This is a genomic window from Symplocastrum torsivum, assembly GCF_059505465.1.
In genome coordinates this window covers 367,047-380,333 of sequence record NZ_JCACKQ010000045.1, presented here as the reverse complement: position 1 = coordinate 380,333, position 13,287 = coordinate 367,047, and the positions used below count along the sequence as shown (strand labels likewise).

General features: G+C 44.8%; 12 protein-coding genes. 7 read left to right on the top strand and 5 right to left on the bottom strand.

The annotated features are described in order from the left end of the window. Positions 1-15: 15 nt before the first annotated feature. From AC5JL3_RS15500 to AC5JL3_RS15490, 3 genes are all read right to left on the bottom strand, one after another. Positions 16-594: a YdcF family protein gene (locus AC5JL3_RS15500; protein ID WP_496075318.1), complete on the bottom strand. Its 579-nt coding sequence runs from the start codon at positions 592-594 to the stop codon at positions 16-18. Between the two features lie 167 nt (positions 595-761). After that, the gene (locus tag AC5JL3_RS15495) at positions 762-2,090 is read right to left on the bottom strand and encodes a glycosyltransferase family 4 protein (protein ID WP_496075317.1); all 1,329 of its coding nucleotides are present in this window, start codon (positions 2,088-2,090) and stop codon (positions 762-764) included. Positions 2,091-2,555: 465 nt separating this feature from the next. Further along, positions 2,556-3,392 carry a carbohydrate ABC transporter permease gene (locus AC5JL3_RS15490; protein ID WP_496075316.1) on the bottom strand — a complete coding sequence of 279 codons (837 nt, stop codon included), beginning with the start codon at positions 3,390-3,392 and terminating at the stop codon, positions 2,556-2,558. A gap of 187 nt (positions 3,393-3,579) precedes the next feature. Here AC5JL3_RS15490 and AC5JL3_RS15485 point away from each other — a divergent pair, with 187 nt between their 5' ends. The 7 genes from AC5JL3_RS15485 to AC5JL3_RS15455 all read left to right on the top strand — a co-directional run bounded on the left by AC5JL3_RS15485 (position 3,580) and on the right by AC5JL3_RS15455 (position 11,167). Beyond that, positions 3,580-4,275: an aldehyde oxygenase (deformylating) gene (locus AC5JL3_RS15485; protein ID WP_496075315.1), complete on the top strand. Its 696-nt coding sequence runs from the start codon at positions 3,580-3,582 to the stop codon at positions 4,273-4,275. Positions 4,276-4,504: 229 nt separating this feature from the next. Next, the gene (locus AC5JL3_RS15480; RefSeq protein ID WP_192221029.1) at positions 4,505-5,527 is read left to right on the top strand and encodes a long-chain acyl-[acyl-carrier-protein] reductase; all 1,023 of its coding nucleotides are present in this window, start codon (positions 4,505-4,507) and stop codon (positions 5,525-5,527) included. A gap of 80 nt (positions 5,528-5,607) precedes the next feature. Then, on the top strand, positions 5,608-6,585 hold the full coding sequence (gene accA / locus AC5JL3_RS15475; RefSeq protein WP_192221028.1) for an acetyl-CoA carboxylase carboxyl transferase subunit alpha: 978 nt from the start codon (positions 5,608-5,610) through the stop codon (positions 6,583-6,585). Between the two features lie 449 nt (positions 6,586-7,034). Next, the gene (locus AC5JL3_RS15470; RefSeq protein WP_192221027.1) at positions 7,035-7,760 is read left to right on the top strand and encodes an SDR family oxidoreductase; all 726 of its coding nucleotides are present in this window, start codon (positions 7,035-7,037) and stop codon (positions 7,758-7,760) included. 94 nt (positions 7,761-7,854) lie between these two features. Beyond that, positions 7,855-8,571, top strand: coding sequence for a GTP cyclohydrolase I FolE (gene folE / locus AC5JL3_RS15465; RefSeq protein ID WP_496075314.1), 717 nt, complete (start codon positions 7,855-7,857; stop codon positions 8,569-8,571). 167 nt (positions 8,572-8,738) lie between these two features. After that, positions 8,739-9,455, top strand: a complete 717-nt coding sequence (locus AC5JL3_RS15460) for a biliverdin-producing heme oxygenase (protein ID WP_496075313.1) — start codon at positions 8,739-8,741, stop codon at positions 9,453-9,455. Positions 9,456-10,633: 1,178 nt separating this feature from the next. Then, a complete protein-coding gene (locus tag AC5JL3_RS15455; protein WP_496075312.1) occupies positions 10,634-11,167 on the top strand; it encodes a proprotein convertase P-domain-containing protein in 534 nt (177 codons plus the stop codon). Between the two features lie 507 nt (positions 11,168-11,674). On the opposite strand, the gene AC5JL3_RS15450 is transcribed toward AC5JL3_RS15455, so the two are convergent. Together AC5JL3_RS15450 and AC5JL3_RS15445 are read right to left on the bottom strand one after the other, a co-directional pair. Continuing rightward, on the bottom strand, positions 11,675-12,031 hold the full coding sequence (locus AC5JL3_RS15450) for a Mo-dependent nitrogenase C-terminal domain-containing protein (protein WP_496075311.1): 357 nt from the start codon (positions 12,029-12,031) through the stop codon (positions 11,675-11,677). A 230-nt stretch (positions 12,032-12,261) separates the two neighbouring features. Then, on the bottom strand, positions 12,262-12,630 hold the full coding sequence (locus AC5JL3_RS15445; protein WP_496075310.1) for a Mo-dependent nitrogenase C-terminal domain-containing protein: 369 nt from the start codon (positions 12,628-12,630) through the stop codon (positions 12,262-12,264). Between the last annotated feature and the right edge of the window lie 657 nt (positions 12,631-13,287).

Genomic DNA, 13,287 nt, shown 5'->3' with positions numbered 1-13,287 from the left:
CTAATCCCCAATCGACTAGCGGTTGGGGTGAAATCTAGTACCTGTACGACCTGTAATCATCCATAGTAGTGTGCGACCGACATCACGTAAGATGCGAATCCAGGATTCAACAGGTTGGCGTGAGGGAATGGAAACTGGCGTAAACGCAATACCCCAGCTACCCAGAACGAGAGTAGCGATCGCTTTTGCCCTCGGCATATGAAAGTCTGAGGTGATTAAGTAAAGGTGTTGAATCTTCCGACGCTTGAAGTCAGCGACGAGGGAAGTAAAGTTAGTCACTGTATCGAGCGCACGATTGTCAAAATTGACTCGTGCGTCTGGGATACCCGCAGCACGGAAGATAGGAAGCGCCTTTTTGGGAGGGTACCCGGAAGAAACCCAGATGTCTAGTGAGGGATGAGCTTTGGCAAATTGAGCGGTAAATTGTTCTCGTTCCATACCACCACCAAGGGTAAAGATGACTTGGGGGTAGGGTACTTGATAATATGCGATCGCCAATCGCATCGGAATAACGCCTAAAAGCAGCACAATCAGGGTACAGCTAACCAAGCTATAAAATTTATATCCGTTGCGCTTGCCACGGAAAATTCTCATTGAACGAAAGTTTTTACCGTTATATTAGCGGAACTTTTGTCCAATTCGATCCAGTTAATCGCTTTGTTTATAGGCTAGGTAAGTTGTCAGTAGCCAGTAGTTCAGTTGCAACGAACAACGCTCAAAAAGGGACTACTTAAAAATGAAGTATCTCACCGCACTGGATATCAGGTTTCTTTGCGAATTGGAAAAGATTCACGCTTGACTTGTCCAACATTTCCAGAACAAGAGGGGTCAAGGTCGTTTACAACAGCGTCACGTAAAAGATCGGAATACTGCTTAGCAATTAAGTCAGGAGTGAAGTTGTCCTGGAGATAGCGACGTCCCGCCAAACCCATTTGCTGTACTAGTTGCGTATCTGCTGCCAAACGTAGAATAAAAGCTGCAAGCCCTGCTGCATCACCATTGCAGAAACCGTCACCGCACTGGGCTTCAGCTACAATCGCACGAAGGTAGGAGTGTTGTTCACAGATGACAGCAACAGGACGCGCTGCTGCCAAAGCGGCATAAAGCTTACTAGGGGCAACCAGTCCTTCCATACCAGGACTAACGCTAACTAAAGACAAATCACATGCGGTCAATGAATAGGGTAAGTTCTGTTTGTTTTGGTAAGGCAAGAATTGACAATTTCGTAAGCCCAGTTGCTGAACTTGCGCCTGGAACAATTGATTTTTCGCACCATTCCCAATAAAGACAAACTGAACTGGTTCTTGTTGTAAGAGTTTGACCGCTTCCAGAATTGTCTCTACATCATGGCAATGACCCATGTTGCCTGAATACAGGACAGTAAAGCTGTCAACCAGATTGAAGGCTTTTGCAAACCAGTTTTGGTGTTTAGCTATGGGTACGATCCAATTCGGGTCAGCCCAGTTATGAATGACGGTAATTTTATCGGTAATTTCCGGACATTTGGCGACCACCCGGTCTTTCATGGAAGGGCTAAGAACGATGACTTGTTGCGCCTGCTGCCAAATACGGCAGTTTAGAGCATCCCAAAGTCGAACTAACCAATGGTGACGAGAAATGACGTTTAGCTCAACAGCGACATCAGGATACAAATCGTAGAGAAGGCAAACGTAGGGAAGTCCAAAAACCTTATTGACCAAGTAGCCTAGGACTGGAAGGAAAGGGGGAGCGCTTGTGACTAGTAAAACGTCTCCACGACTGCCAGTTTTTAGTAAATAAAGTCCCGATCGCACACAAAACAACAGCCCGTTTAGAGCTTTGCCACGAATTCGCTTCGACCAAATTCGAGTCGCACGCGATCGCTTAACCACAACCTGACCTGAATGCTCAATCGCTGGCGCTGACTTTTTTTGGAAAGCATAACTGGGCTGTCCTGTAAAGACTTGAACTGGAAGACCAAGCTGTCCCAATTGAATAGCTAGTTCTTCAATTAACTGCCCTGTCGCAGCATAGTCAGGAGGATAAAACTGCGTAATAATCGACAGTTTAAAAGGTCTGTTATGCTGTGCTGGGGTCTTTCCATTGCTCATGTCGCCTCGCTACTAAGTCGGGTAAGGTTGTAAATTATCTTTCCCTGATGCTGTTACTTTGCTATCAAGCCTTAAAGCACAGTAGAAAGTAAAAGTTAATCTAAGGGACTAAGTTTTCTAATCCATAATCGTGCATTCTTGTCAACCTATATGACATTCTGAGTTAGGGTTCAGAATTCGTTGTTGACCAAAATTCAGTAAAAACAACTGTGGGGTAATTCGTCACTTGTCCAATGGAGGCAGCCCTCTGTGAAAGGGATGCAATCTGGAATTGGGATTGTCTGGATGTTTTCTGAATGAGTAACAAATGATTCCCTATATCAACATAAAGTCGGGAACCCTGCTAAATCGTTCCTGATGTCTACTAAACTTTATCCTGTCTTTAAAATAGGTCAGAGGTGAGTAAGAGGGATAAAGATTTTTATCCTACATTGAGTAAGGCATAGCGATCGCTTGTGGTCAAAATTAATTCTTAATTCCCGTTGCTGCAATTCCTTGAACAAACTGCCGCTGACCGAAAAGAAACACTACCACCACAGGCACTGTCGCTATCACCACAGCAGCCATCAGTAAAGACCAATTGTTTGTAAACTGCTCCTGAAATTCTGCCAAAGCCAGTTGTACTGTCCTCAACTCCGGTTTTGTCGTAAAAACCAGTGGTTTAAATAAATCATTCCACTCGGCAATAAATGTAAATAGGAACAGCGTTACCAAAGCAGGCCGAGACAACGGCAGCATTACACGCAAGAGGATTTGCAAGCGGTTTGCCCCATCCAGTGCCGCCGCCTCTTCCAACTCCACTGGTACCGTAAGGAAATACTGTCGTAGCAGAAAAATGCCAAAACCATTTGCTGCCGTTGGCAAAATCAAAGCACCATAGGTATTGACTAAGTGTCCCCACTTCAGTATCAGAAAAATCGGCACGACTAAGATCTGAAAGGGAATCACTAAAGTTGTGAGAACAATCAGCAACAATGCTTGACGCCCTCGAAATTTGAGTCTGGCGAGTGCATAACCTGCCAATGCCGAGGTGATAATCTGACATCCTGTGACTACCAGTGCTACCAAGGTTGAGTTAGCGAACGCCAAAAGAAATTTGCCCCGTTGCCAAGCCTCCTGATAGTTCTCCCACGTTATAGTCTTGGGTAAAACGGTTCCACCTGTTGCTGTGGCAGGGGCCAAGGAGGTAAGGAACACTATAACTAAGGGCAGTAGTACCACCACTGCACCCGTTACGAGTAAAACCATAATCAGCAACGTCCAAAGAGGCAATCCCTGTTTTTTTTTAGTTGATTTAGGCATTTATACGGATTTGACTTTATGCTTTTAATATACAGATGAAATATTTTCAGGCACCATTGAATAATGACCAGCAACGTATAACATGGCTGGTTATGTCCAAATTAACGTTTTTGACCCCTGCTCCCAAGCTACCGGGTCAAGCAATTTTTTCGCAGCCTAACTCATGCAAACAGGAAACAATCAACTTATGCAGCAGCTTGAAGTCAGTTCTGAGCTTGATTTCCAAAGTGAAATTTATAAAGTCGCCTACAGCCGCATCAACGCGATTGTAATTGAGGGTGAACAAGAGGCTCACGACAACTACATTCAACTAGCTGAACTTCTAGCAGACCAAAAAGAGGAACTCATTCGCCTCTCAAAAATGGAAAACCGCCACATGAAGGGCTTTCAAGCCTGTGGGCGGAACCTGGGCGTAACGCCAGATATGGAATTTGCTCACAAGTACTTTGGTGATTTGCACGGAAACTTCCAGAAGGCAGCCGCAACTGGCAATGTGGTTACTTGCTTGCTGATTCAATCACTCATTATTGAGTGTTTTGCGATCGCAGCCTACAATATCTATATCCCCGTCGCTGACGCCTTCGCTAAGAAAATCACGGAAGGCGTCGTTAAAGACGAGTATATGCACCTCAACTTTGGTGAAGTTTGGCTCAAAGACCATTTTGAAGAGTCCAAAGCCGAACTTGAAGCTGCCAATCGCGAGAACCTGCCGATTGTTTGGCGGATGCTCAACCAAGTTGAAGACGATGCTCGTATCCTGGCAATGGAAAAAGAAGCACTCGTTGAAGACTTCATGATTGCCTACGGCGAAGCCCTGAGCAACATTGGCTTTACTACCCGTGACATCATGCGGATGTCTGCCTATGGTTTAACCGCCGCCTAGCATAAAGCCATGCGCTTGTCACTCCCCTAGAAGGGGGTAGTGATATCTCGGAGCCTAAGTCTTCTTTGACTCATAATTTATCTAAAATTGACAAGAGATTACCTATACTCTTTTTCGGCTTGCCGCTCTTGTCAGCGGCAATTTTTTGTAATATTTTGTAGAGTCCCTGGCTATTTCTTCCCCTTAACCCCATTTCCGCCTGATTACAGGTCTAAAAAGCGAGCAATTCATGTTTGGTCTCATCGGTCACCTTACCAGTTTGGAACACGCCCAAGCCGTCGCTAAAGAGCTAGGCTACCCAGAGTATGCCGATCAAGGTCTGGACTTTTGGTGCAGTGCGCCGCCCCAAATCGTTGACACAATTAAGGTCACAAGCCTTACCGGTCAGAAAATTGAAGGTCGGTATGTCGAATCTTGCTTTCTTCCAGAGATGCTCGCTAATCGCCGAATCAAAGCGGCAATGCGTAAAATCCTGAATGCGATGGCTCATGCTCAAAAGAATGGTATCAACATTACAGCATTAGGAGGCTTCTCCTCAATTATTTTTGAAGAATTCAACTTGCAGGAGAGCAAGCAGGTTCGCAACATCAAGCTACAGTTTGAGCAATTTACTACGGGCAACACCCACACGGCTTACATTCTTTGCCGCCAGGTAGAACAAGCCTCCCAAAAACTGGGGATTGAACTCTCTAAGGCAACCGTCGCCGTATGTGGCGCGACTGGCGATATCGGTAGTGCCGTGTGCCGCTGGCTGGATGCCCGAACGGATGTCGCGGAACTCCTGCTAATTGCTCGGAACCAAGAGCGATTACAAGCCTTGCAAGATGAACTGGGGCGCGGCAAAATTATGGGTTTGGAAGAAGCACTGCCACAGGCAGATATTGTCGTCTGGGTTGCCAGTATGCCCAAAGGAGTTGAAATCGACTTCTCGACGTTGAAGCAACCCTGTCTGTTGATCGATGGTGGCTACCCCAAAAACATGGCGGCGAAAATTCAGCATCCAGGGATTTACGTCCTCAACGGTGGCATTGTGGAGCATTCCCTGGATATTGACTGGCGAATCATGCAAATTGTCAATATGGATGTACCAGGGCGTCAGCTATTTGCCTGTTTTGCTGAATCGATGCTGCTGGAGTTTGAAAAGTGGTACACCAACTTTTCTTGGGGACGGAACCAGATTACGGTAGAAAAGATGGATCTAATCGGACAGGTGTCAGTCAAACATGGGTTTAGACCGCTACTAAGCTACTAGGGTTTTGTCGGTTGTCCTTTGTCTAGGGTTAACGACAACTGACAACTGACAACTGACAATTAACAACTGGCAACTGACAAATGACCACAGAACACAGAACCTTTCTGCTCGACTTTGAAAAGCCGCTTTCTGAATTAGAGACACGAATTAACCAGATTCGTGAACTTGCTGAGGAAAATAACGTCGATGTCTCTGACAAAATCCGCCAACTGGAGGAGCGTGCGGTGCAATTGCGTCAGGAGATTTTCAGCGGTTTATCACCAGGGCAACGGCTACAGCTAGCACGTCACCCCAAGCGTCCGAGTACGCTGGATTATATTCAGGCGATTAGTGATGAATGGATGGAGCTGCATGGCGATCGCGGTGGGAGTGATGACCCGGCATTAGTTGGTGGTGTTGGGCGTGTGGGGGGGCGTCCTGTGGTCATCTTAGGTCACCAAAAAGGACGGGATACCAAGGACAATATTGCTCGGAACTTTGGACAAGCTGCTCCCGGTGGGTACCGTAAGGCGATGCGGCTGATGGAACATGCCAACCGCTTTGGTATGCCGATTTTGACGTTTATTGACACGCCGGGAGCTTGGGCGGGTGTCAAAGCAGAAGAATTGGGTCAGGGAGAAGCGATCGCTTACAATCTCCGAGAGATGTTTCGGCTGGATGTGCCGATTATCTGTACAGTAATTGGTGAAGGCGGTTCCGGTGGGGCTTTGGGGATTGGGGTTGGCGATCGGTTATTAATGTTTGAACACTCCGTTTACACCGTGGCGACACCGGAAGCTTGTGCGGCAATCCTTTGGAGAGATGCCGCTAAAGCGCCACAGGCAGCAGCGGCATTAAAAATTACGGCTGAAGACCTCAAAGACTTGGGAATTCTTGACCAACTGTTGCCAGAACCTGTAGGAGGTGCCCACTCTGACCCTCTAGGAACAGCATCTATCCTGAAAGAGGCACTGTTGCAAAATCTGGAAAGCCTAACTCAACTAACAGCTCAACAGCGTCGGGAGCTACGTTATCAAAAGTTTCGCAGAATTGGCGTGTTCCTCGAACCTTCTACTTAAAGTGACAAGCAGATGTTAGTAACATCCTGCGTATTTTATAGCTGAAGCTTAAAGTCACAGTAGCCATAGGTTTTCCTATAACCTTGCTGTCACTCAGTGGCTTTTCAACTGTCAACTCTCCAAAGTGATATAATTTCATAGGTAACAAATTTTTACATCTTCCCATTTGAGGGAGATAGTCAATTTGTCACCTAATTTCAGCTAAATCAAAGCCTTGTGGTGCATTTGGCGCTTGACCTACCAGATTAAGGAAGATCTCATGTTTCAAGCACCTACAAAGCCTGGAGAAATTTTATTGTGTTCAATTTTGTCCACAGATTGCTGCCTACTTGTTCAAAGGACAGACTAAAAGGGTCTTAGTAGGCAAATGTGAGCAGCTCCTCAAGGAGCGCTAAGTAATTATACAGAGTTCTATGAAAGCATCTAGTTAGAGAGTACTGAAAAATTTCATGACTTCTCCAATTGAACGACGTGCTCTGATTACTGGGGCTAGTAGTGGTATTGGCAAAGCGACAGCATTGGCATTTGCTAAGGCAGGGATTGATGTTGCTTTAGTCAGTCGTTCCCAAGACAAGTTAGAGGCAGTGGCTACAGAGGCACGGGAAGCTGGGGTGAAAGCTAAGGCTTATGCCTTGGATCTTGCGAAAGTTGAGCAGGTTCAATCAGGAATTAGTGCGATCGCAACAGATTTCGCTCCGATTGATATTCTGGTCAACAATGCTGGTATTGGTTATACCAACGCCCTAGACCAGACACCTCTATCGGACTGGCAGCACGTAATGAACCTCAACCTCACGAGTGTCTTTCAGTGCATTTTGGGTGTTTTACCAATGATGCGTGAGCAACAGCGAGGAATGATCATCAACGTTGCCTCAATCGCTGGTCTGCAACCCTTTCCAGCCTGGGGCGCCTACAATGTCAGCAAAGCTGGGTTGATTGCTTTATCCAAAACCTTAGCAGCAGAAGAACGCGATCGCGGTATTCGTGTTGTTACCATCTCCCCTGGTGCCGTTAATACTTCACTATGGGATACAGACACGGTTCAAGTTGACTTAAATCGCTCAGCGATGTTGACCCCAGAAATTGTTGCTCAATCAATTCTTCACACCGCTCTGTTGCCAGAGCAAGCCGTCATCGAGTCACTGACTTTGATGCCAAGTGCTGGGAGTCTCTAAAGAGAGTAATTCTCTGGCTAGTTCGTTGTGAACAACCAACAACGAACAACAAAATTCACACTCATCCTTGTAACAAACTTTAATCACGCTAATTATGAGTATTGCTTCTTCTAACGGCTCTAACAGTTCTGACTCTACTTCCACGCCCGATAGTACAAGTGCAACCACTCGCGTCGAGACACGACCCGATCGCAACACCCAGAATGGTCGGGAACCCAACATACAACCTCCCTCAGAAGAACTGCACGAGGAAATGATGGGCGCAGTGCGGACACTACTTTTGGGCGTAGGTGAAGATCCAGAACGGGAGGGACTTCTCAAGACTCCCAAGCGAGTGGCAGAGGCAATGCGATTCCTGACAAGTGGCTACAATCAGTCCCTGGAAGACTTGGTGAATGGGGCGATCTTTGATGAAGGTCATAATGAAATGGTTCTTGTCCGGGATATCAATTTCTTTAGCCTGTGTGAACACCACATGCTACCCTTCATGGGCAAGGCTCACGTCGCCTATATCCCTAACGAAAAAGTTGTAGGACTAAGTAAGCTTGCTCGTGTTGTCGAAATGTATGCACGACGGCTGCAAGTACAGGAACGCTTAACCCGCCAGATTGCCGAATCCATTCAAACGATCTTGGAACCCAAAGGCGTTGCTGTCGTGATGGAAGGTATTCACATGTGCATGGCAATGCGGGGTGTGCAAAAACCCGGTTCCTGGACAGTAACCAGTGCGATGGTTGGTGTTTTTCAGGACGACCAAAAAACTCGTGAGGAATACCTCAACCTAATCCGCCATCAACCAAGCTTCTTCTAAAATTGCTGTTTAGCAACAAAGGCACTCCCTAGAGAGTGCCTTTTCGTAAAAATTCTTAACGGCATTTCTCATCAAATCAGTTTAACCTAACATTTTGGGCAGTATTTCGCCCTTTTGTAAGCAACAATACACTAGCCATCAACTTTAAGGGATAGGAAACTTCATACATGAGTAGCAATTTAGCCACCAAGTTGCGTGAGGGCACCAAAAAAGCTCACACGATGGCAGAGAATGTTGGGTTTATCAAATGCTTTTTAAAAGGTGTTGTTGAGAAAACCTCATACCGGAAGCTGGTATCGAACCTCTACTTCGTCTACTCGGCAATGGAAGAAGAGATGGAACGCCACCATTCACATCCTATTGTCTCAAAAATCTACTTCCAAGAGTTAAACCGGAAAAAGTCCCTGGAGCAGGACTTGTACTACTACTACGGTTCTAACTGGCGTGAGCAACTGACTCCTTCGGCAGCGACTAAATCTTACGTGCAGCGCATTCGAGAAATATCGGCTTCAAAACCAGAACTGTTGATTGCCCATTCCTACACACGCTACATCGGTGATTTATCAGGTGGACAAATTCTTAAAAAGATTGCCCAACAAGGGATGAATTTATCAGAAGGGCAGGGAACTGCTTTCTATGAATTCAACGACATTCCTGACGAGAAGGCGTTCAAGCGCAACTACCGCGAAGTCTTGGATGGGCTACCGATTGATGAAGTAACAGCGGATCAGATTGTAGACGAAGCGAATGCGACGTTCGGCATGAATATGAAGCTATTTCAGGAACTAGAAGGCAACCTGATCAAAGCGATCGGTCAGATGCTCTTCAACACTGTGACACGTCGTCGCAGTCGCGGCAGTACGGAACTCGCAACAGCTGATTAATCGTTGCCTCATTAGGGAACGATTAGGTACAATCTCAACTTTGACTAGACATCTCCAAAAATTGAGCGGAAGTCCTTTTCCCACTTGGGCTTAGTTTAATTTCTGGAGATGTTTGTTGTATGAGGGCACCCTATATGGGTGCTTTTTTACTGGTTATACCAAATCTGATTCTATAGCCCTTTTTGGGTTCTAGTCGTAGAGACGTACCCTAACCTTCGGCAACCCCTACTCCTTTGGAGAAGGCTGCGCCAACGGGGAACGGGTACGGCTAGGCTAGCGCCTCGCTAGTGCTGACGCACCGCTACGCTAACGCGAACGCCGACCTGCCGGAACGTCTCTACATAGTTTTATAGGTTGCCGAAAAAGGGAGTAGCTAACTCAGATTCGATATTACATTACAAAATGCTTCGGGTATAGCGCAATAAATCTTAAGAAAAAACAACAACTGATTGCAATACTATACCTAGTATGTAATACACGTCATACGCTGTATGACGGCATGAGGTTTACCCCATAAAAGCAGTGGGCTGGTGATAGCAGTTCTCTTGCTCCTGCCCATATTCTGCCTTAATCGGCTTGTAACCCAAAAGTTTCCGTCACCAATTTGCGTTGGGTTCTTAGGGACTACTCATTTTGGAGATGAACCACTAACTAGGCAGGATGTGGACTGAAAGTAAAAAAACATAAATCAGTTTTCTGTCATTTTATTTCTGCTTTTTTATTAGCAATTATTTAAAAGTGAGAGAAAGCTATTAACCTGAAATATTTACTATTTCAGGTAGTTTGTATTTTAAATAATTCAAATATTACTCAAGGTTATCTTTACTAGAAGTTCATATAAAATCATTTAAATTTTAATACTAAATCGGCTTTAAAGCCTTAGGGATAAGGACTTCAGAGAATTAAGTACAGAGTAATACGATAATTAAATATTTTTTTTTAGTAAAGGCACGTTTAGGGACTAGATATATTTCTAAAGGGGTGTAATTATTAGTTAAGTGAAAATTTTGTAGGATTGCGAAATTAATTAAAACTTTTGGCTGCATCTCTTAAGACTATGGCAAGAAACCGCAAATTTTCTTAACAAATTAATTTCGCATTGCACACTATCCCGTCAGGATTATCGCCCCTGAAGTTCACTACCATTGTCAACCTTTCGTTTTTGGAGCGAATAGCTTATGTCTCAGATCATCCCGAATACATCAACCGCCACCATCGAACTTGAGATTCCTACCACTACCCAAGCTCACGCCTCAACCTTCGTTGGCAATGGTGGTGATATTCCCGATGGCAGCGGTAGCTTTCAGGATGACATTATTGTTACGGAAAACTTCGAGATTACAGACGTGACTGTCACGCTGAAAAACCTTGTCCACACCTGGGTGGGTGATGTCGTTGTGCGCTTACGTCATGTTGAATCGGAGACTGTCGTTGAGTTGTTCCGACGCCCTGGTCAACCCCACTTCTCTTCCAGTGGTTATAGCAGCGATTTAAATGGCAACTATAGCTTCAACGACCACTTTATCAACAACTTTGAGACAGCAGCATCGGAGAATGTTGTCATCCCCAGTGGCAAGTATGCTTCCCTCCAGTCTTTCTCAGCCTTTCGTGGTCTGCCCGCAACAGGTACCTGGCGGCTCCTAATCAACGATTACTCTGCTGGTGATTCTGGTGCTTTAGGGTCTTGGAGTTTAGACCTGGGATGGGGTTAAAGTCAGTCCTGTTTCCGAGTTGGCTTCCTGAGTCGGTTCAGTAGGTGATGTTTTAGGTTAGGCGGCGTTAGTAATGCGTAAGACAGAGAACTGACTTAGGCTTACAAGCCCCATAAGCTACATCGGTTGACAGCGCCTTTGTTGGCTATGGGAGAGATAGCAATTTATTAAAGCATGAAAAGCGTCTGGTAAATTATCAGCCACTAATCTATCTGTATTCGGTTGCTTACTCGCAGTCACTTGAGAGCATCAGAATTGTTTCTTTCAAATCTGTTGAATCAGTCACTAGTGCAAGAGGGCAGAAGGAAGAAAACTTGTAAAGTAAGGTTTTCAACCTTTTTTAACTGCATAGTTATTTCCGCCATGCTGCACTAGATAGCAAGAACTTCAGGAGAGGTATGTTTGACTCGTATTCTCTCCTGAATCTTAGTTTGCCTGAATGTACAAAGTCATATCAGCCATTAGGTCTTGGCTTAACATTAGTGAGGAATAGATTTTCTAAGGCTTCTAAGCGTAGGATTGGATATCCTCACCACACTGATCAACTAAATAACAAAGAGCACGAAAACGCAGACCAACAAACTGATCGTAAAGAGGATTAAGCTTACATAGCGGTGGAATGTGTACCACTAAGTAGCCAAATAATTTAATATCACGCTCAAATGGACATTGAGCTGGAATCACTTTTGAGAGAAATCGAGCTAGCTGTCTATCGTTGACTTCTATTGCATCAAGCCATTGACGCACAGGTTGTAGTAAATCAGGATGATTCTTGGGTAGTAGATGCTTCTTTGCTGAGCTAGGATTTTGATGAGCTACGGCTGAACTGGGAAGCATAGGACTTTGAGTGTTGGTTTTGAGCATTGTCTACACCTCTACACCAAGGAATTAGTTTGTTGAAGTAGCAGCGCTTAGGTATCACGTTGCTGCTGAGTTGTCTTGAGTCGTTTCTACTTACAACGATAGGAAGGTTAACAAGCAATTTGGTAAAGCTACAAACAAGAAACCTGAAAGTACGGATGAAGCTTTGATGAAATTCTCCGAGACACCTAACAATTGAGATTTCTTAGTTGCTGAGTCGAATATTAGAAGAATTAAGAGCAGTAAGGCTGAATATCCTCGCCACATTGATCAGCAAGGAAACAAATAGCACGAAACCGTAAGGCGACAAGTTGCTCATAAAACGGGTTCAGCTTGCATAGAGGGGGAATATGCCCTAGCTTACGACCCAGGAATATAATGTCGCGCTCAAATGGACACTGGGATGGTATTAGATTAGAGAGAAATCGAGCAAATTCAGGGTCATGAACCTCGATTTTGTCAAGCCATTGACGTAGCGATCGCACTAAATTCAATGAGAACTTGGGTAATGCATTGCGTTGAAGGGACTGTAAGCTCACTCCAGAAGCTGTGGCTACGTTAGGAAAAGCGTTAGACTGATTGTTTTTCCAAATCATACTCATCAATTCATCCTCTTTTTGGATCAAGTAGTTGCTCAATAAGATAGTTTCTGGCAGGGTTTCGCTGGCAAAAAATGGTGTGTCTTTGCTAGAGTTACTAGTTAAAGAATATGCCAAATCTGCCCTTGACCATCACAAAGACATTCCTAGTAAATACTGATTGAATGAAAAGAAATAACTTTTGCTTCCTTATCTTAAATAAGAAAAAGCTAAGTAGGGGCTAAGCAGCTCTATAAATTTCTAATGCTTTTTATATGGAGCTGCTATATCTAATACTCTGTACTATTACCTGTAAAACCTATCAGTACCCGGAGGGGTAATTTCTTATGGAACCAAGAATTTTGGCTAATACTTAAGGTTGAGAGTCGCAAAATCCAAGCACTGAACCCTGTCAATCTTTTGGCTGACTAAATTACTAAATTTACTCGTCTAGTTACCTTTATCCGTGGCTACTGGCTGCTAATCAGTGACCACTAGCCCCTGACGACTGACAAAAAGTGAAAACTTATATACAAAGCGATCGCGCCCCACTTGAGAGGAGACATTTTTCGCTTGATTGAAAACTTTATACGGGCTGTGGCACACTCTGAGATTAAATTGTATCTCGTTATACCAGAGCAACTACAGTAGTAAAGGAACCGAGAGAATTGGCTCTCTGCC